Below are 19,225 nucleotides of genomic sequence, written 5' to 3'. Positions count from 1 at the left end.
ATGGCTTGCCGCGTCATTCCGCCGCCATGGCGGTCGGCAGTGCGTAAAGCTTGGGTTTCGGTATCATGTTGACCGGTTCGAGGCCGCCGCTGGTCACGGCTCTCAGAGCGGCATCGGCGACCAGCGTGGCGGCGTAACCATCCCAGGTGGAAGGTCCGCCGGCCGTTCCTTTAGAGGCGGCGACGATCCATTCACGGAACTCCTGGTCGTAGGCCTCGATGAAGCGCTCGCGCCAATCCTCGGGGATCGCCTGGCGAATGCCGTTCAAATCCGAGATCACGGTCGCCGGGCGGTTTGGAAGGGCAGCGACACCCGCCTCGCAGCTGATTTCGCCGCGGATGTCGTAGCCATAGGCGACATTCACCGAAATCTCGACATCGACAAGCGCTCCCGAGGCCATGTGCAGGAGCACGAACACCGGATCGCGCAACGCGCCGCCGCGCGAGGAGCGGCGCGGCACACGCACCTCCACGCCGGTGATTTCGTCGGAGAGGAGCCAGCGGGAAATGTCCGCGTCATGGACCAGCGTGTCGTTCAGCGGCATCTCCGAGGTGTAGAGTTCTTCGGGAACAGAAGCGTTGCGATGCACAGAGTGGAAGAGCAGCGGCGCGCCGAGTCTGCCGCCGTCGATGACAGCCTTCAGGCGGCGATAATCGGCATCGAAACGACGCATGAAACCCACCTGCACCAGCCGCCGGCCGAACGCCACTTCCGCCTCCATGACGCGGAGTGCGGCCGCCTCCGAGGTCACCAGCGGCTTTTCACAAAAGACCGGCTTGCCGGCGGCAATCGAGGCAAGCAGCTGCTCCTCATGCGCCGGCCCCCAGGAGCAGATGATCACGGCCTGCACCTTTTCCGAAGAAATCAGCGCCGAAGGGGTGGCGAAGACCTCCGCTCCCGCCGGGGCGGCAGCGGCGGCGCGGGCCTGGTCGATATCGGTAACGCCGACGATTTCGACACCGGAAACGACGTTCGTCAGGCGGCGGATGTGATCCTGACCGATCATGCCGGTGCCGATGACGCCAACCTGAAGGGTCATTTCGCCCCCCAGTGCTTATCGATGTAACGCTGCATTTCCGCGCGCATGAAGGTGCCGCTCTGGTCCGCTTTGTCCTCCCAGGCGAAGACGCAGGCGGTCATGATGCCGTCGAAGCCGATCTCGGCGAGCGTGCCGAAGAACGCGTCCCAGGGAACCTCGCCCTGACCGATATTGAGGTGCTGGTGCACCCGGGCGTTGGTGCCGGGCGGATTGAGGATATATCTGAGGCCCGACGAAGCCTTGTGGTTGAAGGTGTCGCCGACATGGACATGCGCCAGCACGTCCTTCGCCTCGCGCAGCATCGCCTTGGTATCGTCGCCGAAATAGAAGGTGTGCGGGGCGCAATAGAGGAACTTGACGCTCTTCGAATTGACCGTGCGGATGATGTCGAGCGCCGGCTGCAGCGTCTCGCACCAGTCTTCCGGATGGGGTTCGACATTGATCTGGATGCCCTCGCGCTCGAAGATCGGCACCAGTTCTTCCATCGAGCGCCACCAGGCATCTTCGCAGGCCTCGATCATCGAGCCTGTGTGGCAGCAGTAGCACGATCCCTTGTCCGGGTGCGGGCCGCGGCCGAACTCGGAATTCATGGTGTCGACTTCCAACTCGACCGCGATTTCGATGGCGCGTTTCCAGTGCTTGACGGCGGCCTGGCGTTCGGTCTCGTCATTGGAAGCCCAGCGATACATCGGCAGCAGCGAGGCAATGCCGACGTCCGCCTCTTTCAGGGCCCTCTTGAAACTTCTGATCCGCTCGGGAAAGACACGTGGCGCCTTGAACCATTCGAGGAAATCGCCGCGTGGGGATAGTTCGATCCAGTCGTAGCCGAGTTCCTTGACCTTTCTGGGCAATTCCTCAAGTGAGAGATGCCGATGCATGAACGGGTCGATTGCGATCTTCATTTTGACCTCCGGATTCCAGACATGATTTTCCTTCCCCGGCGGCGGTCTATTCTGCCGCTGCCGGACGCTGTACGTTTTGCGCTGTGTCGTTTGTGGTGCCGTCAGCGGTTACTCGGCCGGCGGCGAATGGCTCTCATGGCTTGCAATGTAAGTATCGATCTGGGCCTCGAGATCCGCCATGGTTTCCCCGCCGGCCATCAAATCGGTAATCTCCTCGCGGGTCTTCTCGCCCCGGCGGAAATCGGCGGCGATCGCCCCGCGGATGAGCACCGCGAAGTGATCCCCGACCGCCATCGCATGCATCACCTGGTGGGTGATGAAGATCACCGCCAGACCGCGCCGCTTCGCCTCATTGACGATCCTCAGCACGTGCGCCGCCTGCTTCACACCGAGAGCGGCGGTCGGTTCGTCGAGGATCAGCACGCGCGCGCCGAAATGCACGGCCCGGGCGATGGCGAGCGACTGGCGTTCGCCGCCCGACAGCCCGCCGACAAGGCGGTCGCCATCGTCGATCCGGGTGATGCCGAAATCCTGGACGGCTTTGACGGCAATCTCATTGGCTTTCCTGCGGTCATAGACCTTGAAAAGACCCCAGCCCTTGGTCGGCTCGACGCCGACGAAGAAGGAGCGGCCGATCGACATCAGGGGAAATGTGCCGCCGAATTGATGCACCGCCGAGATGCCCTTTTCCTGCGCATCACGCGGCCCGCTGAATTCGACCGGGTTGCCGTCCATCAGGATGGTGCCGCGCGTCGGTTTGTGGACGCCGGCCAGGGTCTTGATCAGCGTCGATTTGCCGGCGCCGTTGTCACCGAGCAGGCAGAGCACCTCGCCGGCGCGGACCTTGAGCGAGATATCGTGCAGCACGTCGATCGGGCCGAAGCTCTTGTCGACATTCTGGAGTTCAAGGATTGGAACATTGTCGGACATGGGTGACGCTCACTTGTTTTTCTTCGGCACGAAGCTCAAAGCCATCTGCCGGAACGTGTTGTTCATCAGAACGGCGGCCATGAGCATCACACCGATAATCAGGTTGGACCAGTTGCGGTCGATGTTGGTGAAGTAGATGCCCTGGCTTACGACCGCGAAGGTCAGCGCGCCGAGAAGATCCCGGCGACCGAACCGAAGCCGCCGGTGAGCAGCACGCCGCCCACCACGATCGAGACGACCGTATTGAAGATGTAGTTCATGCCGCCCGAGACCTGCGCGGAATTGAACAGGATGGCGCCGCACATTCCGACGAAGGAGGCGGCCGTGCTCGAGAGAACGAAGAGGACGATCCTCAGCCGGTCGGTCGGAATGCCGGCATTGCGCGCGCTGACTTCGTCTCCGCCCATGGCGACGATCCAGTTGCCGTAGCGGGTCGCGTGCAGCACGAAACCAAAGACCACCGTCAGTGCCAGCCACCACAGGATGATCACCTGGAATTTGCCGTGGATGAGGTCGCCGAACACCGTCTTGGCCCAGGCGGGGGCGTTGAGCGGAACCGAAGCGGCCCCGGTCAGGATGACGGATCCGGCCAGCACGAGCCCCTGCACCGCCACCAGCGTGCCGAGGGTGATGATCAGCGAGGGCACGCTGGTGCGCACCGCCAGGAGACCGTTGACCAGCCCGACGAGGACGCCGATGGCGAGCACGCCGAGCATGCCGATGACGATTGGCAACTCGTAATAGCCCGAGAGAATGGCGATCGTCATCGAGCCCGCCGGGATCATTGCACCGATCGAGATATCGAGCTCGCCTGATATCATCAGAAGGCCGACAGGCAGGGCGACGATACCGAGATTGGCGGCAAAATTGACCCAGCTTGCCGCGCCGAAGAGCGTACCGAGGCTGACGCCGCCAAAGGCGACATAGAAGACGATCACCGCGACGAAGCTCAACACGGCGCCGAATTCCGGGCGGCGTACGAAGTGTCCAATGGAAAAGCCGTTCATCTCTTCGCCCTCACTTCTTCTTTTTCGCGGCGTAGGACATCGCCATCAGCCGGAACTTGTCGTTCATCATCACGGCGAGCAGCAGGAGCGCCCCGATGATGACGCTGCCGAGATTCGGGTCTATGCCGGTGAAATAAATGCCCTGATTGACGATCGCGAAGGTGAGCGTGCCGAAGACGATGCCCACCACCGATCCGGCGCCGCCGGTCAGAAGCACGCCGCCGATGACCACGCACATGATTGAATTGAAAATGAAGGATTGCCCGCCGAGCACCTGCGCGCTTTGATAGACGAGCACCTGGCTGACGCCGACGAAGGCGGCGGAAAAGCCCGACAGCATATAGAGGGCGATGGTCAGTTTGTCGGTCGGAATACCGGCGTTGCGGGCCGAGACCTTGTCGCCGCCGAGAGCAAAGATCCAGTTGCCTACGGGCGAGATGTGCAGCAGGCAGAAGAACGCCACCGCAAACAGGATCCACCAAAAGATCGTCACCTGGAACATGCCGCCGATGAAATCGCCGAGGATCGCTTTGACGGCCGGGCTTGGCACCAGCGATACGCCGGTGCTGCCGGCGATCAGCACGGTGAAGCCGAGCGTCAGGCCCATGACGGCGAACATCGAGCCGATGGTGACGATCAAGGACGGGACTCGGGTGCGGTTGACGAGATAACCGTTGAAAAACCCGACGAGGAGCCCGACGCCCAGGCCGGCGGAAATCCCGACGATTTCGGGCAAGCCGTAATGGCCTGATATGATTGCCACCGTCAGTGATGATGCCGGGATCACCGCGCCGATCGAGAGGTCCATTTCGCCTGCGATCATCAGGAGCCCGATCGGCAGCGCAACGATGCCGATCTCGGCGGCAACGTTGAGCCAGCTCGCATAGCCCGCAGCGGACAGGAAGACCTTGCCGCCCAGCAGGGCGAAGAAGGCGAACACCGCAATCAAGCCCAGCAACGACCCGGCTTCAGGGCGCCGGGAAAGCTGACCGATGGTCGCTTTGGCATGGCCGCCCGAAGCAGCCGACGGGGCGAGGACATCGTTTCTCGCGTTCATTTGACACCACCAATAAAGCCGCATGACCGGTAAGGGTCGGCGCTTCTGAAAGAATGGAAGCTGCCCGCGTGAGGGGCAGGCAGCTTCACCACGTTCGGCCGATCCCTTACCGGGCGCCAGCCTTCACGCCTGCCAAGGTGGCGTCGACGTTGGACGCGTCGATGACGCCGGGGCCGGTCAGGATCTCCCGGGTCGGGACGGTGAGTCCGTAATTGACGTTGCCGTTCAGGATCGAAACCGCCAGATAGCCCTGCAGGTAACCCTGCTGGTCGATGGCACAAAGCTGGCTGCCGCTCTTGATGTTATTCAGAACGGTTTCATCCATGTTCATGCCGCAGACCTTCACCTGTCCGGCTTTGCCGGCCTGCGTCACGCCGTTGACCGCCGAATTGGTATCGACATTGCCGATCGCGAAGACCGCCTTGATCTCCGGATGCTGCAACAGATGCGCCTTCAGCGCCTGTGCCACGGCAGTTGCCGAACCGAATGACGTGGCGGGCAGCGGCAACGACGAACCGGTGCCGCCCCCTTCGGTCACGCCGTCGGTCATACCTTTGCAGAAAGCTTCGATGTTTGCCGCACCTGGAAGCGTGTTGAGGCAGACGGCGTTCTTCAGGTCATGCTTGGCGAAGTAGCTGCCCGCAGCCTTGCCGGAGAGATAGTCGTTAGAGCCGACATAGTTCATTGCACCGAGGCGATCGGCGGCTTCGATGCCGCCGGCATTATAGATGATCAGCGGAATTTTCTTGTCGACGACCGCTTTGAAGGCGGGGTCCATGGCCTCCGGCACCCAGTCCGGGCCGACGATCGCATCGGCGCCCTGGTCGATGGCCTGACGGATCAGCTCGGCCGCATCGACGCCGAGATTGTCGTAGTTCTGCGGCCCGAGCCAGACGACCTTGCCGCCCTGGGCTTCCGCGACCTTGCCGGCATCCTCGGCGCCACGCTTGACGATCGACCAGAACGGATCGTCCGGCTTGCCGCCCACAACGAAGATGTTGGCGGCCATAACGGCCGTGGCAGTGCAGGTCACGATGGCGGCGGCCGACACGGTTGCCGCGAAGCGGCGAAATTTAGTCATCTCAATCTTCCTCCCATGGCCCGCCTCCCTGGCTTGCCGTGAAGAGAAACATATCACCGCTTGAAATTCGCGAAATGTGAAATCATACTAAACATGCATAAAGTATCACAGAGTATCAGTCATAATGATACGAACGCTCTGACGATGGAGGGAATGATCATGCGGCGGCCGACCATCTCGGATCTTGCCAAGGAGGCCGATGTCTCCATTGCGACCGTCAATCGGATCCTGGCCGGCACCGCCTCCGTCAAAGGCACGACCGTGCAGCGCGTCCAGGCGGCCGCGGAGCGGATCGGCTTCTACGGCGCCGGGGCAATCGAGGATAGGCTGCGCAAATCGGTGCCAAAATACCGGCTTGGCTTTCTGCTGCAGCAATCCAGCCGTGAGCTTTACCAGCTGTTCGGCAAGAAGATCGTCGAGGCATGCCGCGCCAGGCGCGATGAGGTCATCGACCCGGTGGTCGATTTTGTCGATCTCCTGACGCCGGAGAATATTGCCGGCCGGCTCAAGGCGCTCGGCGCAAATTGTGACGCCGTCGCCGTGGTCGCCGCCGATCACCCGGTGATCGCCCAGGCCATCCGCGAGCTGCACGAGAAAGGCAAGCCGGTCATTGCCTATATTACCGACCAATCCGCCCGCGAACGGGCCGCTTATGTCGGCGCCGACAATTGGAAAATGGGGCGGACGGCGGCATGGCTGATCTCGAACATGACCCACGGACCGGGGCGGATCGCCGTCTTCATCGGCAACCATCGTTACCAATGTCAGGACGTCTCCGATGCCAGCTTCCGCTCCTATGTGCGCGAACATGCGCCGCATCTGACCATCGAGGAAAGCCGCCCCACGCATGAGGAGCCGAACGAGGCCTACCGGATGGTCAAGGAACTTTTGGCGGCGACGGATGACCTCACCGGCATCCTGATTGTCGGCGGCGGCATCTCCGGGGTCTTGCGGGCGCTGAGGGAAGTGCCGCAGGAGCGGCGCCGAAGCATCCGCCTCGTCTGCCGGGACATCGGCCCGGAGACGCGAAAAGGCCTGTCAGAGGGGATGATTACCGCGGCTCTCTGTCATCCGCTGGAACAGACGTCCACGGCGCTGGTCGAAACGATGATCGAAACGATCACGCAGGGTGCCTCGGGCGGCACGATTCAGCGGACCATTACCTTCGAAATCGTGACGCCGGAGAATATCTGAGATGACAGCCGCGGCGTTCGCCGCGACTGGAAAGCCGGCCCGGGCTTATCAAGGGCCGACCCGCGTGTCGGCTCAAATGTCGACGACAAGGCCCTTGGCTTTCAGCACCGCTTCCAGATTGCTGACCTCGATGACCGATTTTCCCGCCTTGTAGGCTGCGATGTAACCGGCTTCGGCATCTTCGCGCGCCTGCGACAGCCTCGCTGCTTCCTGCGCTTCCTGTCTGCGCACGACCACCAGGCCGTCGGCATCGCCGACGATGATGTCGCCGGGATTGATGGTTTCGCCGCCGACGATGATCGGGTCGTTCACCGCCGCAATGGTTTCCTTCACCGTGCCCTTGATGCAGACGCTGAGCGAGAAGACGGGGAAACCAAGTTCTCTGAGCTGCAGCGTGTCGCGTACGCCGGTGTCGGTGACGAGACCGCCGATGCCTTTGGCAAGGCAGGCATTGGCGAGTACATCGCCGAAGGATCCCGCTTCCTCGTACTCGCCCGCCGAGACAACGATGATATCGCCGGGCTTCGCGTAGTTGATGGCGAGCTGCAGCATGATGTTGTCGCGCGGCGCGCATTTGACCGTAAAGGCCGGACCGCACAGTTTCATGCGGTAGTCGACGGGCTTGAGGCGCGAGGAAAGCGCGCCGCGGCGTCCCTGGGCCTCGTGGATCGTCGCCGGCGAAAATTTCGAAACGGCCTCGATGTCAGCTTTGCTGGGCCGTTCAGCGATGTCTTTTATATGAATCATGGGTGCCTCACATCGTTGGTAGACGGCGGGCAAATCCCGCCGTCTTATCTCGGTTGAATGTCTTCGGGAGGTTCCGAGACCGGTCGGTCTACGGGATCGGGTCGAATTTCAGCTGCGCGAGCGGCACGACTTTGTCGGTGCGGGTCATCTTGTACTCGGTGTTCGGGCCGAGCCACTTGTCCCAGATTTTGTTGATTTCACCGGACTCGTCGAGCTTGTGCAGGATTTCGTTGATCTTGGCCGTCAGCTTCGGCTGATCCTTGGCCATGCCGATGCCGATCGGTTGATAGAGCATCGGCTCCTCGATCATCCGCATTTGCTTGCCCTTGCTCTTCGAATTCATTGACGAACTTGGTCGTCGTCATGGTGTTGGCGACCATGCCGCGGGCCTTGCCCTGCTGGACGGCGAGATAGGCAGAGGCGGTATCCTGGAAGGTGAGCGGGTCGGATTTGTTCAGCTTGATCGACATCTCAGATGTCGAGCCCTTGGTCGAAGCCAGGCGCTGGCCGGCGTAATCGGCCTTCGTCTTGCCGGCATCGTCGGCTGGCACGATCAGCATCTCCTTGGCGAGATAATAGGGATCGCTGAACTGAATCTGCTCGGCGCGGCTCAGCGTATAGGCAAGGTTGGCAACGGTGATGTCGACGCGGCCGAGCTTGACCTCCGGCACGCGGGCTTCGACCGAAACCGGCTTGATCTCGGCCTTGACGCCCAATTCCTTGGCGATGGCGCCGCAGAGATCGACGTCGAAGCCGGCCATTTCGCGGGTCTTCGGATCCGGCGAAGCGAAGGGAGGAACGTCGGCGAACGTCGCGCAGCGCAGGGTCTTGGCCGACATGATGGTGTCGAGCTGATCGGCTTTCGCGGGCAAGGCGGCTGCCATGCCGGCGAATGCGACGGTGAGGCTTAGGTATTTCCACTTCATTGCTGTTCTCCTTTGTTTTTAATGGTTAGGTATCAATGCCTGAGATCAGCGAGGAACCGCTGAGCCCGGGGATGGGTCGGATTGCTGAAGAAGTCCTCGGGGCTCGCCGTTTCGATGATCTGGCCGGCATCGATGAACCAGATCCGGTCGGCGACATCGCGGGCGAAACCCATTTCGTGGGTGACGCAGAGCATGGTCATGCCTTCGGACGCCAGGCTCTTCATGACCGCGAGCACTTCGCCGACCATTTCGGGATCGAGCGCGCTGGTCGGTTCGTCGAACAGCATCACCGGCGGTTCCATGGCCAGAGCCCGGGCGATCGCCACCCGCTGCTGCTGGCCGCCCGACAGTTGACCGGGATAAGCGCGGGCCTTGTCGGCGAGGCCGACCCGGTCGAGAAGCTTGAGCGCCTTTTCGTGCGCGACATCGGCCGTTACGCCCTTCACCCGGATCGGCGACATCGAGACGTTTTCGGCGACGGAGAGATGCGGAAACAGGTTGAAATTCTGAAAGACGAAGCCAATCCGGCTGCGCATCGCGTTGAGTGCCTTTGCCCGCATGGAGGCGTGAATGTTCTGCCCGTCGAGCGTGATCGATCCGCTGTTGATCTCCTCGAGGCGATTGATCGTGCGGATCAGCGTGGATTTCCCCGAACCGGACGGTCCGCAGATGACCACGACTTCGCCGCGCGCCACCTCAGCGTCGATGTCCTTCAAAACCGGATAGTCGCCATAGCTCTTGCAGACCTGCGAAAGCCGGATCATCTGCGATTCCTGCGTTGAAACGGACATGGTCATAGCTGCTCCGATACGATTTTCGACGGCGTGACCACGGCGGCGGAGACGTTGAGAAGTCCCGCACGCCGCCGCGTGATGCGCCGCTCGAGGCGATTTGCGAAGTAGGTCAGCGTCCAGCAGATGGCGAAGTAGACGATCGCCAGGATGAGGAAGACCTGGAAGGGCTGCGTCAGCAGCTGATTGTTGACCTGGCTTGCGGCAAAGGTCAGGTCCGGCACGTTGATCACGTAACCGAGCGTCGTATCCTTGATCGTCGAGACGAAGGTGGAGAGGATGCTCGGGATCATGTTGTAGAGCGCCTGCGGCAGGATGATGTAGCGCATCGCGCCGATATAGCTGTGGCCAAGCGCCCGTGCCGCATCCATCTGGCCAGGCCCGAGCGCGACGATGCCGGCACGGACGACTTCGCTCAAAAACGCGCTCTGATAGACCACGAGCGTCGTCAGCATGGTGACGAAGCTCGGTACGTCGGCGCCGGTCAGCAGCGGCACCAGGAAATAGCTCCACAGGATGAGCATCAAGAGAGGCACGCCCCTGGTGAAATAGACAAGGGCGGTAACCGGCCAGCGCAGCAGCGGCGATTTGGAGAGCCTCGCTGTTGCAAACAGGATACTGATCGGAAAGGCGAGAGCGATGCTGAGCGCCGACAGGATCAGCGTATTGGCGAGCCCGCCGAGCGGTCCGTTCGGATATTGGCCGATCAGGAGCAGCAGCCAGTAGTCGCGGACGATGGCGATCATGTCGTGGATCATGCGCGCGCACTCCTGGCAGGATCGGCGCGCATCGACAGATAGGCGCCGATGCTCATGATCACGAGCGAGAAGAAGAGATAGAGAACCGTGCCGATCAGGTAGATCTCGAAGGTGCGGAAGCTGAGGTTCTCGATTTCCTTGACCGCATGGGTCAGTTCCGACGCGCCGATGACGACGGCGAGGCTGCTGTTCTTGAACAGGGAAACACTGTGATTGATGAGCGGCGGCAGCGCGTTACGCACGCCCTGCGGCATGATGACGAACCGCATCGCCGAGACATAACCGTGGCCGAGAGCGCGGGCTGCCTCCATCTGGCCGGGACCGACCGAGCGCACGCCCGAACGAAGATCTTCGCTGAAATAGGCTGCCTGGCAGAGCCCGAGCCCGATCACTGCGAATATCGCCTCGGCATTGTGGCTTGCAAGCCATGTCGCCACCCCGTTCGGCATCAGGGTGAATATCCCGAAATACCACAGCATCAGCTGAACAAGGGTGGGCACGTTGCGATGGTAGGATACGTAAGCGGCGACTAACGGATCGCCGAAGCGAAAGGGCGACAGGCGCACAGCCAGCAGCAGCAGTGCGAGCGCCATCGCCAGCGTCCAGGACCCGGCATAGATGATGAAGGTCATCTCGATGCCATGCAGCAGCATGGCGGCATATTCGGGATTCTTCAGGATTGCCGAAAGGTCGAAGCCGCTCACGAGCCTGGCTCCCCGGATGGATCCGTCTTCGGGTGCGGCCTTGCGGTCTGCAGGCCGCCCATGACCTGCAGCGTCGGTGTGATCTCCATATGTCCGATGTTGACGGCAACGGGAGCCGCGATGGCGAAGGCGATCGCGTCGGCGATATCGGTCGCTTCAGGCAATTCGAAACCGTCGATGAACTTTTCCCGGATGCTCGGATCATTGCCATGAACGTGATTGAAAATATCCGTGGCGACCCGGCCGGGGCAGATTTCGGTGACCCGCACCCGCTTGCCGAAAGCGTCGATGCGCAGCTGGTTGGACAGCATGCTCACGCCGGCCTTGGTGGCGTGATAGGAGGAGTTGCCTCCGAAATTATAGGCGCCGGCAATCGACGAAATGTTGATGACATGGCCGCGGTCGCGCGCCACCATGCCCGGCACGACGAGGCGGCAGATGTGTAGAACCGCGCGGAGATTGACGTCGACCAGGAGATCGATATCGCCCTCGTCGGCCTCCAGGAACTTCTTCGGCCGGTCGACGCCGGCATTGTTGACGAGAATGTCGAACTCCACCCGGCCGGCGAGCTCGGCGATCGCCGGGCGGTCGGTCACATCGATGGCATGGGCAATGCAGCCCGTACGTTCTGCCAACTGCTGCAGTGCCTCTGCGCTGCGGGCGACGGCATGGACTTCGATGTTCTCCCGGCGAAGCCGCTCAACCACGGCTGCGCCGATCCCGGAGGATGCGCCGGTCACCAGTGCGGTCTTGTAGTCGGAGAATGGCATTGTCGTTCCCTTGTGGTTGATTGAGACAGTAGCGAAGCTTTAACCCCTTGCCTAAGACCGATTATCTCTGGAGCAATAAGCAACGGTTATGGAGCCGGCGCGGTCTGCCGAAGAAGAGAAAGCGGCGATGCCGGTATTCTCTCGCGGCCCCGCTTCAGGCTGCGCCGCGTTGCAAAAGCAAGGCGCCTCTGCAAACATGCCATCCGCAGATCAGAATGGTACCCCGATCCCCATGGACATCAGACGCCTCAAATCCTTCATCGTGATCGTCGACAGCGGCAGCATCACACGAGCGGCGGATCTTTTGCATATCGCCCAGCCGGCTCTGAGCCAGCAGCTCGCGGCGCTGGAAGAGCATTTCGGCCACAAGCTGCTGATCCGCAGCCAGCAGGGCGTCAGCATGACCGATGCCGGACACGCGGTATATCGCCATGCCCAGATCATCCTTCGGCAAATGGAGCAGGCGCAGGCCGATGCATCGGCGGCGGGCAATTCGCTTGCCGGGCGCGTGTCGGTCGGCCTGGTGCCGTTCAGCAGTGCGGCGACGCTCTCCGTCGATCTGCTGGCGGAAACCCGGAAACGGCATCCCGGTATTCTGCTGCACCTGACCGAAAGCGTCGGCCAGACCTATAGCCAGATGATCATGAACGGCCGGCTGGAGATGGCGCTTCTGCATGGAACCGGACCGATCAAAGGCGTGCGCTTCGAACCGATCCTCAGCGAAGAGTTTTTTCTGGTCGCCCATCGCGACTTTGCCATCGAAGCGGATACGAAAGCCGTTGCGGTCAACGCTCTCGACGGCATACCGCTGCTCCTGCCGCCGGCCTATAACTTCGTCCGCCGCGCGGTCGACACTGCCTTCACCCGCACACGCACCAATTTGAAGGTCGTGGCGGAGGTCGAGATCGTGCGCACGCTCGCCCGCGCGGTCGGCAGCGGCCTCGGCGCGACGATCATGCCGAAGGCGATTGCCGATCGCATCGTCTCGGAATCGAGCGAGCCGCTGATCTGCCGGCTGGTCTCGCCGCGGATCGAGGAAACGCTGTCGCTTTGCGTTTCCGATCAGAATCCCCTGTCGGAGCCGGCGCTTGCCGTCCGCGACATTCTTCTCGAGCTGACGGCGCGGCTGAAAGCCTGAGGTGGCTGCCGGCTAGCGCATATCCTTGCAGAACTGGGCGATCCGTGCGCAGCCCTCACCCAGTTTTTCCAGACTTGTCGCGTAGGAAATACGGAAGAAGGGGCTCATTCCGTAAGCCGCGCCTTGCACGGTCGCGACATAATGCTCCTCCACCAGACCGATGACGAAATCGACGTCGCTCTCGATCTTGCGCCCGCCCTTGCTGGTCTTGCCGATCAGCTCCGAAATGTTGGGATAGATATAAAAGGCGCCCTCGGGCCGGTGGCAGCGCAGCCCTTCCACTTCGGATAATTTGTCGAGAACGAAGTCGCGTCGCGTCTTGTAGATAGCGGCGCGCTCCTTCAGCAGGTCTTGGGACCCGTCCAGCGCCGCGGTTGCCGCCGCCTGGGTCAGCGTCGCAATGCCGCCGCCATTCTGGCCGTTGACGTTGCTAATCGCCGAGATCAGCTCTTTCGATCCGGCGCAGAATCCGAGGCGCCAGCCGGTCATCGCGTAAGCCTTGGAGACGCCGTTCATCGTCAGGACGCGATTGTACAGTCTCGGCTCGACCTCCGCGATCGTGCAGAACTGGAAGTCGTCATAGACTAGATGTTCGTAAATATCGTCGGTCATGATCCAGACGTTTGGATGGCGCAGCATGACCTCGGCGATGGCGGCCATCTCAGCCCGAGAGCAGGCGGCTCCGGTCGGATTGTTCGGGAAATTCAGGAAGAGCCATTTGGTGCGCGGCGTGATCGCAGCCTCCAGATCTTCCGCGCGCAGCTTGAAGCCGGTCTGCTCATGGCAGGGGACCGGAACCGGTACGCCGCCGGCGAATTTGACGATGTCGGCATAGCTGACCCAGGAGGGCGTGGGGATGACGACCTCGTCGCCCGGATTGCAGGTCGCCAGCATGGCGTTGAAGATCACCTGCTTGCCGCCGCCCGAGACGACGATCTGGCTGGCGTCGTAGTCGAGATTGTTGTCGCGCTTGAACTTCCGGATGATGGCGGATTTGAGCGCCGGCGTGCCGTCCATCGGCGGATATTTCGTATCGCCGGCGAGCGCTGCCGCGTGGGCCGCCTCGATCGCATGTGCTGGGGTGGGGAAATCCGGCTCGCCGGAGGAGAGGCTGACGACTTTGATCCCCTTGGCAGCCAATTCCCGGGCGCGCTGGGTCATGGCGGCGGATGCTGAAATGGAGACGTTTTTCAGGCGGTCGGCGATAATGGACATCGACATGATCCTTCGATGAGGAATTGAAAACGAGAGACCGCCCGCAGGCGATCGGGATTGCGTTATTCGGCGAGTTCGGCGGCAGGTGCGAGGGTCGCGCCCGTGGCTTCGATCTCGGCGCGCACGATGCCAGCAAGCTCAAGGGCGCCCGGCGTGTCGCTGTGGACGAGGATGGAGCGCGCCGGCATGGCGATCACACCGCCGTCGCTGGTCCCGACGCTGCCGTCGAGGAGGAATTTTCGCACACGGGCGCGCACGGCGGCTTCGTCCTTGATGACGGCGCCCGGCAGCCCGCGCGCAACAAGCCTGCCGCCGCCGTCATAGGCCCGGTCCGCAAGGAAAAGCACCAGCGTTTTCAGGCGCGCGCGTTTGGCCGCCTGCTCGATTTCGCTGCCTGACGTGACGAAGACGACGAGATTGGCGTCGACAGTTGCGATCGCATCCATCATCAGGTCGGCGAGAACAGGATCGCGGTTGACCATATTGCCCATGGCCGCATGAAAGCTGAGATGGGAGACGGTGACGCGCTCGGCTCTGGCGATCGCCATCAGCGCGCCGAGCTGGTAGAGCATCTGCTGGCGAAGCTCGTCTGCCTGAATGGGTATTTCACGCCGGCCGAAGCCCGGCCGGTCGGGCAGGCCGGGATGGGCGCCGATGCCGACGCCATTCTGCTTTGCCAGCCGCACCATCCGCCCCATCGTATCGGGGTCGCCGCCGTGGAAACCGCAGGCGATATTGGCCGAAGAGACGATCTTCATCATCGCTTCGTCGTCGCACAGCCGGTAGGGACCAAATCCTTCGCCCATGTCGGAATTCAGATCGATCTTCATCAGTTCCTCCTTTCGCCTCGCTTAAGCCATCGCCTTCAGGGCACGCTTGACCATCCCGGATGTCAGCCTGACATCCTCGACATAACGGGCGACGGCCTGTTCGACCGCACGCGCTTCCGCATGCGTCGAGCGGACGAATTTCAGGCGGGCGCCGATGCGGGCCTGACCGAGCCGCCAGAGGTCGCATTCGATCACGCCGGCGATCTTCGGATAGCCGCCGGCGGTATTCGCATCGCTCATCTGCACGATCGGTTCGCCGCCGGGTGGAACCTGGATGACGCCGGGCACGACGCCGTGAGAGCGCATTTCGATGGAGGCAGTCGGCGTGATCGGCTCGCCGGACAGGCGGTAGCCCGTGCGGTCGCTGCGCGAGGAAATCCGCCAGGTCTGGCCCCAAAAGGCTTCGCCGTCTCCGGCGAAAAGACCATGCTCGCCGGCAGGCAGAGCGCGGATCGGCAGCGCGCCGTCGACGGGAGCTGGGAAGACGTCGCGCAGTGCCACGCCCGGCTCGACGACGGCGAGGCCAGTGGCCGGCAGCATGGCGATCTCCGCATCCTCGCCGACCGCGATCCGATCATCCTTCGCCAGCGGCCTGCCGGCATTGCCGCCAAAGCCGCCCCGCAGCGACGTGCTGCGCGACCCCATGACAACTGGAATATCCAGCCCGCCGCCGAACGAAATATAGGCGCGCGCCAGCCGCGGGGGCTGCTTCAGTTCGAGAACCTGTCCGGGCTCTGCCATATAGGCGCACCAGGGAATGAGCTCCGATCCGTCGAGGTGAGGATGACCGTCGGCGCCGGTCACGGCAAAGACGGCGCGCCGCTCGAAACGCAGGCTGAACGGGAAGGTCTGCACCTCGATCACCGCCGCATTTTCGTCATTGCCGACGAGACTATTGCCGATCCTGACCGCAAGCGGATCCATCGCGCCGCTCGCCGACACGCCGATGTCGCGGTAGCCGGGGCGTCCGAGATCCTGCACCGTGTTGAACGGGCCGCTTTCCAAGATCTCGATCATAGCTCGATCCTTGCCGGCAGGAACCGCACCGTATCTCCAGGCGCCATCATGGCGGGGTTCTGGGCGGTCGGGTCGAACATCTCGAGTGTCGCAAAGCCGATGGAGTTCCAGCCATTGGGGCCGGTCAGCATGGCGACACCGGTTTGCATGCCGCCGATCGTCACGCAGCCCTTCGGCATCTTCAGCGACGGCACGGTCTTTCGCGGCATGTAGATGCGCGGATCGAGGCCATGCAGATAGCCGAAACCCGGCGCGCTGCCCACGGCGAAGACCCGATAGGTCGCTTCATGATGGATGCGAACGACCTCGCGGTCGCTTAAGCCCGAGAAATCGCAAAGGGCCGCAAGATCGCTCGCATGTTCGCCGCCGTACTGGACGGGAATCTCGATGGTCTTGCCGTTGAGATCGATGCTCTGCGCATGCTCCCATGCCTCCAGCAGCCGGGCGACCACCGCATCTGGATCCTCGGGCGTCTCCTTGAAGATAACCAGCAGGTTGGTCATTCCGGGAATATTTTCGGCAAGGTCCGCCCAGCTTCTCACCGTCTGAGACAGGGCCCAGATCCGCCGCTGCGCGATCAGATCGAAATCGCCCGGCGCCTCGAGCAGGAAGGATCTGGCCCCGATCGAGGAAACCCGCGCCCGGCTTTGGGTAGCCGGAACGATTTCACGTTGCGAGGCATGTCTGTTCGTCGTGGCGATCATGATGGCAGCTCGATTTCGAACAGAGGGTCACCGAAGCCGACCAGGGCGTCAGGCTCGGCGAGCAGCCTCGTCAAGACACCGGAACGGCCGGCGCGAAGGGGAAGCAGCACATGCCCTACCCTGACGAAGCCGAGGACATCTGCATCGGATACGAAGCGCGGCAGAGTTTGGGGCGTGACAGCGGCGGCCGGATGTTCGGCGCAGAAATGCCCCGCCAGCGGCGCCTTCACAACGACAGGTGCAGAGTTCGAAGCGCGGGGTGTGGCTGCCGGCACGCTGATGCGGGCGTCGCCCTCCTCCGAAACGACGATGCGAAGTTGCCCGTCCGGCCGGGAGATTTCGAGACCCTTCACGCCGGCGGCCGTCAGCGCCTCGGTGAGGAATGCGATGGTTGCGGGATCGCTGAAGTCGATGGCGCTCATGCCGCCCTCCTCCGCAGCTTCAGCCAGTGCTCGAGATAGTGGATATCGGTCTCACCGCGTGCGAATGCGTGGTCCTCGAACAGGGCGCGCAGGAAGGGGATATTGGTGGCAATGCCCTCGATCTCGGTTCCGGCAAGCGCCTCGCACATTCTGGCCATCGCTTTCGCCCGCGTCGGCGCGTGGACGATCAGCTTGGCGATCAGCGAGTCATAATAGGGCGAGACCCTGTAGCCGGCATGAATATGCGTATCGACCCGGATGCCCTGCCCCTGCGGCAAAGTCAGATGAGTGACGACACCGGCCGACGGCAGGAAAGTGTCGGGATCCTCGGCGTTGATGCGGCATTCGAAAGAATGGCCTTCGCAGGTGACCTCGCTCTGGGCGAGATCCAGAACCTCGCCCTGGGCCGCTTTTATCTGCGCCTGGACGATATCGATGCCGCTCGTCAGTTCGGTGACGGGATGTTCGACCTGAAGCCGCGTGTTCATCTCGATGAAGTAGAAAGCACCGTCCTCATAAAGGAATTCGAAGGTGCCGACGCCGCGGTAGCCGATCTGGCAGCACGCCTGGACGCAGGCCATGCCGACCGGCTGGATGATCTCAGGCGCGATCCCGGGCGCGGGCGCCTCTTCCACCACTTTCTGATGGCGCCGCTGCATCGAGCAATCCCGATGTCCAAGCCAAACGGCATTGCCGTGATCGTCGCAAAGAACCTGGATCTCGATATGGCGCGGATGCTCCAGGAATTTCTCCATGTAGAGGGCGGGCGAGCCGAAGGCCTTGCGCGCCTCTTCCCGGGTCAGTGCAATTGCCTCATGCAACTGATCGGCTTTCGGGACGACGCGCATGCCGCGGCCGCCGCCGCCGCCGGACGCCTTGACGATGACGGGATAACCGATCTCCAGCGCAATGCGCTCGATTGTGGCCGGGTCGTCGGGCAGCGCGCTGTCGGGACCGGGAACGCAGGGTACGCCGGCCGCCATCATCGCCCGCTTCGCCGCGATCTTGTCGCCCATGGTCGCGATCGACGAAGCGGTCGGACCGATGAAAGTCAGCTCGGCCTTTTCGACGGCGTCGGCGAATGCGGCATTTTCCGACAGAAAACCGTAACCGGGATGAATGGCGCCGGCGCCGGTCAGGCGTGCGGCGAGAAGGATGGCATCCTGATTGAGATAGCTCCTGCCCGCAGCCGACGGGCCGATGCAGAGAAAATGGTCTGCGGTCGTGACGTAGGGCGCTTGTCGGTCCGCTTCGGAGCAGATGGCGACCGTTTTCAGGCCGAGTTCGCGGCAGGCGCGCTGAACCCGGGCGGCGATCTCGCCGCGATTGGCGATGAGGACGGTATCGAAGCGGCGTTCTGAAGCAGCGGATTGTTCCGAGGTTTTCGGCATCAGACGATCTCCGCCAACAGGTCGCCGGTCTCGACCTCGCCATTGTCGATATCGGTCACGTGCGTGATGCGCCCGGATCGCGGTGCGGCGATCGTATTGAAGACTTTCATCGCCTCGATGATGAAAAGGGTCTGCCCCTCCTCCACCGCGTCGCCGATCGCGACAAATGGCGGCTCGCCGGGCGCCGGCGCCCGGTGCAGAACGCCAAAGACGGGCGCCTTCACCGCATGGGAGGTTTTCGCGACGCTCAAAGGCGCATCGGAGACGAGGTTTATCGTCGATTCCGGCTTTTGCGAGGGCTCGGCAACGCCTGCCTCTGCCGGCGACGTGCGAAAGATCCGAACCGTCACGTCCTTTTCTGTCACGGTCAACTCGGTAATATTCGATCGTCCGACAAAGTCGATCAGCGTCTTGATCTTCGAGAGGTCCATATGCGTGCTCGGAATTTCAAATTCCACCGCGCAGACCTGAAGTCTCACGTTGCCCGGTGTCGTGATTTTCGTAGCACGACGTATGGGCTGATGGGGTCAGACGAAGTTTTGATGGAGCGCAATCCGCGCCCTGTGGAAGATATCGCCGAATGCCCCGATGGCAGCCGGCGC

Annotated in this window: 19 protein-coding genes and 2 pseudogenes; 2 read left to right on the top strand and 19 right to left on the bottom strand. The window is 62.4% G+C overall.

Annotated features, from left to right (window positions below; translation table 11 throughout):
- Window positions 1–13: 13 nt before the first annotated feature.
- The 6 genes and pseudogenes from MF410_RS36100 to MF410_RS36075 form a co-directional block, all read right to left on the bottom strand.
- A complete protein-coding gene (locus MF410_RS36100) occupies window positions 14–1,039 on the bottom strand; it encodes a Gfo/Idh/MocA family oxidoreductase (RefSeq protein ID WP_239621356.1) in 1,026 nt (341 codons plus the stop codon).
- Window positions 1,036–1,941, bottom strand: a complete 906-nt coding sequence (locus tag MF410_RS36095) for a sugar phosphate isomerase/epimerase (protein WP_097626137.1) — start codon at window positions 1,939–1,941, stop codon at window positions 1,036–1,038. The genes MF410_RS36100 and MF410_RS36095 overlap by 4 nt, the downstream gene beginning before the upstream one ends.
- Before the next feature lie 108 nt (window positions 1,942–2,049).
- Window positions 2,050–2,871: an ATP-binding cassette domain-containing protein gene (locus MF410_RS36090; RefSeq protein ID WP_097626136.1), complete on the bottom strand. Its 822-nt coding sequence runs from the start codon at window positions 2,869–2,871 to the stop codon at window positions 2,050–2,052.
- A 9-nt stretch (window positions 2,872–2,880) separates the two neighbouring features.
- Window positions 2,881–3,878: pseudogene (locus tag MF410_RS36085) on the bottom strand (ABC transporter permease).
- A 10-nt stretch (window positions 3,879–3,888) separates the two neighbouring features.
- Complete coding sequence (locus MF410_RS36080; protein ID WP_097626135.1) at window positions 3,889–4,935, bottom strand: ABC transporter permease; 1,047 nt, start codon at window positions 4,933–4,935, stop codon at window positions 3,889–3,891.
- Window positions 4,936–5,041: 106 nt separating this feature from the next.
- Window positions 5,042–6,016, bottom strand: coding sequence for a sugar ABC transporter substrate-binding protein (locus tag MF410_RS36075; RefSeq protein ID WP_179867128.1), 975 nt, complete (start codon window positions 6,014–6,016; stop codon window positions 5,042–5,044).
- Window positions 6,017–6,175: 159 nt separating this feature from the next.
- Here MF410_RS36075 and MF410_RS36070 point away from each other — a divergent pair, with 159 nt between their 5' ends.
- Complete coding sequence (locus MF410_RS36070) at window positions 6,176–7,210, top strand: LacI family DNA-binding transcriptional regulator (protein ID WP_097626326.1); 1,035 nt, start codon at window positions 6,176–6,178, stop codon at window positions 7,208–7,210.
- 72 nt (window positions 7,211–7,282) lie between these two features.
- Here MF410_RS36070 and MF410_RS36065 read toward each other — a convergent pair whose 3' ends face one another.
- From MF410_RS36065 to MF410_RS36040, 6 genes and pseudogenes are all read right to left on the bottom strand, one after another.
- Entirely contained in the window at window positions 7,283–7,957 is a 675-nt protein-coding gene (locus tag MF410_RS36065; RefSeq protein WP_064841711.1) for a 4-carboxy-4-hydroxy-2-oxoadipate aldolase/oxaloacetate decarboxylase, read from the bottom strand.
- A gap of 88 nt (window positions 7,958–8,045) precedes the next feature.
- Window positions 8,046–8,883 (bottom strand): annotated as a pseudogene (locus tag MF410_RS36060) (ABC transporter substrate-binding protein).
- A gap of 32 nt (window positions 8,884–8,915) precedes the next feature.
- The gene (locus tag MF410_RS36055) at window positions 8,916–9,680 is read right to left on the bottom strand and encodes an amino acid ABC transporter ATP-binding protein (RefSeq protein WP_097626133.1); all 765 of its coding nucleotides are present in this window, start codon (window positions 9,678–9,680) and stop codon (window positions 8,916–8,918) included.
- The gene (locus tag MF410_RS36050) at window positions 9,677–10,432 is read right to left on the bottom strand and encodes an amino acid ABC transporter permease (protein WP_097626132.1); all 756 of its coding nucleotides are present in this window, start codon (window positions 10,430–10,432) and stop codon (window positions 9,677–9,679) included. The genes MF410_RS36055 and MF410_RS36050 overlap by 4 nt, the downstream gene beginning before the upstream one ends.
- Window positions 10,429–11,136 (bottom strand): amino acid ABC transporter permease, encoded by a 708-nt coding sequence (locus MF410_RS36045; protein ID WP_222134968.1) that lies wholly within the window; start codon window positions 11,134–11,136, stop codon window positions 10,429–10,431. The genes MF410_RS36050 and MF410_RS36045 overlap by 4 nt, the downstream gene beginning before the upstream one ends.
- Window positions 11,133–11,906 carry an SDR family oxidoreductase gene (locus MF410_RS36040; RefSeq protein ID WP_239621354.1) on the bottom strand — a complete coding sequence of 258 codons (774 nt, stop codon included), beginning with the start codon at window positions 11,904–11,906 and terminating at the stop codon, window positions 11,133–11,135. The genes MF410_RS36045 and MF410_RS36040 overlap by 4 nt, the downstream gene beginning before the upstream one ends.
- A 232-nt stretch (window positions 11,907–12,138) precedes the next feature.
- Here MF410_RS36040 and nac point away from each other — a divergent pair, with 232 nt between their 5' ends.
- Complete coding sequence (nac, locus tag MF410_RS36035) at window positions 12,139–13,044, top strand: nitrogen assimilation transcriptional regulator NAC (protein WP_239621351.1); 906 nt, start codon at window positions 12,139–12,141, stop codon at window positions 13,042–13,044.
- A 12-nt stretch (window positions 13,045–13,056) separates the two neighbouring features.
- On the opposite strand, the gene MF410_RS36030 is transcribed toward nac, so the two are convergent.
- The 7 genes from MF410_RS36030 to MF410_RS36000 all read right to left on the bottom strand — a co-directional run bounded on the left by MF410_RS36030 (window position 13,057) and on the right by MF410_RS36000 (window position 19,054).
- Window positions 13,057–14,259, bottom strand: a complete 1,203-nt coding sequence (locus MF410_RS36030) for a pyridoxal phosphate-dependent aminotransferase (RefSeq protein WP_222134970.1) — start codon at window positions 14,257–14,259, stop codon at window positions 13,057–13,059.
- Between the two features lie 62 nt (window positions 14,260–14,321).
- Window positions 14,322–15,089 carry a 5-oxoprolinase subunit PxpA gene (locus tag MF410_RS36025; protein WP_239621349.1) on the bottom strand — a complete coding sequence of 256 codons (768 nt, stop codon included), beginning with the start codon at window positions 15,087–15,089 and terminating at the stop codon, window positions 14,322–14,324.
- A gap of 21 nt (window positions 15,090–15,110) precedes the next feature.
- Window positions 15,111–16,106: a biotin-dependent carboxyltransferase family protein gene (locus MF410_RS36020; protein WP_183855771.1), complete on the bottom strand. Its 996-nt coding sequence runs from the start codon at window positions 16,104–16,106 to the stop codon at window positions 15,111–15,113.
- A complete protein-coding gene (gene pxpB / locus MF410_RS36015; protein ID WP_222134972.1) occupies window positions 16,103–16,810 on the bottom strand; it encodes a 5-oxoprolinase subunit PxpB in 708 nt (235 codons plus the stop codon). Before pxpB ends, MF410_RS36020 begins: the two co-directional genes overlap by 4 nt.
- Window positions 16,807–17,232 (bottom strand): acetyl-CoA carboxylase, encoded by a 426-nt coding sequence (locus tag MF410_RS36010; protein ID WP_097626126.1) that lies wholly within the window; start codon window positions 17,230–17,232, stop codon window positions 16,807–16,809. Before MF410_RS36010 ends, pxpB begins: the two co-directional genes overlap by 4 nt.
- On the bottom strand, window positions 17,229–18,623 hold the full coding sequence (gene accC / locus MF410_RS36005; RefSeq protein ID WP_222134973.1) for an acetyl-CoA carboxylase biotin carboxylase subunit: 1,395 nt from the start codon (window positions 18,621–18,623) through the stop codon (window positions 17,229–17,231). The genes MF410_RS36010 and accC overlap by 4 nt, the downstream gene beginning before the upstream one ends.
- Window positions 18,623–19,054, bottom strand: coding sequence for an acetyl-CoA carboxylase biotin carboxyl carrier protein subunit (locus tag MF410_RS36000; protein WP_131711312.1), 432 nt, complete (start codon window positions 19,052–19,054; stop codon window positions 18,623–18,625). Before MF410_RS36000 ends, accC begins: the two co-directional genes overlap by 1 nt.
- Between the last annotated feature and the right edge of the window lie 171 nt (window positions 19,055–19,225).

The organism is Rhizobium sp. C104 (genome assembly GCF_022354505.1).
In the GTDB taxonomy this organism is placed as follows: Bacteria; Pseudomonadota; Alphaproteobacteria; order Rhizobiales; family Rhizobiaceae; genus Rhizobium; species Rhizobium redzepovicii.
The sequence above is the reverse complement of the archived record's forward strand: the minus strand, read 5'-3'. Positions and strand labels throughout refer to the sequence as shown.

Excerpts from the sequence above, each read along its gene's own strand:
- MF410_RS36000 (WP_131711312.1), bottom strand. The coding sequence starts at position 19,054 with ATGGACCTCTCGAAGATCAAGACGCTGATCGACTTTGTCGGACGATCG.
- MF410_RS36030 (WP_222134970.1), bottom strand. The coding sequence starts at position 14,259 with ATGTCCATTATCGCCGACCGCCTGAAAAACGTCTCCATTTCAGCATCC.
- MF410_RS36020 (WP_183855771.1), bottom strand. The coding sequence starts at position 16,106 with ATGATCGAGATCTTGGAAAGCGGCCCGTTCAACACGGTGCAGGATCTC.
- MF410_RS36095 (WP_097626137.1), bottom strand. The coding sequence starts at position 1,941 with ATGAAGATCGCAATCGACCCGTTCATGCATCGGCATCTCTCACTTGAG.
- accC (WP_222134973.1), bottom strand. The coding sequence starts at position 18,623 with ATGCCGAAAACCTCGGAACAATCCGCTGCTTCAGAACGCCGCTTCGAT.
- MF410_RS36090 (WP_097626136.1), bottom strand. The coding sequence starts at position 2,871 with ATGTCCGACAATGTTCCAATCCTTGAACTCCAGAATGTCGACAAGAGC.
- MF410_RS36050 (WP_097626132.1), bottom strand. The coding sequence starts at position 10,432 with ATGATCCACGACATGATCGCCATCGTCCGCGACTACTGGCTGCTGCTC.
- MF410_RS36010 (WP_097626126.1), bottom strand. The coding sequence starts at position 17,232 with ATGAGCGCCATCGACTTCAGCGATCCCGCAACCATCGCATTCCTCACC.
- MF410_RS36040 (WP_239621354.1), bottom strand. The coding sequence starts at position 11,906 with ATGCCATTCTCCGACTACAAGACCGCACTGGTGACCGGCGCATCCTCC.
- MF410_RS36055 (WP_097626133.1), bottom strand. The coding sequence starts at position 9,680 with ATGACCATGTCCGTTTCAACGCAGGAATCGCAGATGATCCGGCTTTCG.
- pxpB (WP_222134972.1), bottom strand. The coding sequence starts at position 16,810 with ATGATCGCCACGACGAACAGACATGCCTCGCAACGTGAAATCGTTCCG.
- MF410_RS36065 (WP_064841711.1), bottom strand. The coding sequence starts at position 7,957 with ATGATTCATATAAAAGACATCGCTGAACGGCCCAGCAAAGCTGACATC.
- MF410_RS36070 (WP_097626326.1), top strand. The coding sequence starts at position 6,176 with ATGCGGCGGCCGACCATCTCGGATCTTGCCAAGGAGGCCGATGTCTCC.
- MF410_RS36025 (WP_239621349.1), bottom strand. The coding sequence starts at position 15,089 with ATGAAGATCGATCTGAATTCCGACATGGGCGAAGGATTTGGTCCCTAC.
- MF410_RS36100 (WP_239621356.1), bottom strand. The coding sequence starts at position 1,039 with ATGACCCTTCAGGTTGGCGTCATCGGCACCGGCATGATCGGTCAGGAT.
- nac (WP_239621351.1), top strand. The coding sequence starts at position 12,139 with ATGGACATCAGACGCCTCAAATCCTTCATCGTGATCGTCGACAGCGGC.
- MF410_RS36080 (WP_097626135.1), bottom strand. The coding sequence starts at position 4,935 with ATGAACGCGAGAAACGATGTCCTCGCCCCGTCGGCTGCTTCGGGCGGC.
- MF410_RS36075 (WP_179867128.1), bottom strand. The coding sequence starts at position 6,016 with ATGACTAAATTTCGCCGCTTCGCGGCAACCGTGTCGGCCGCCGCCATC.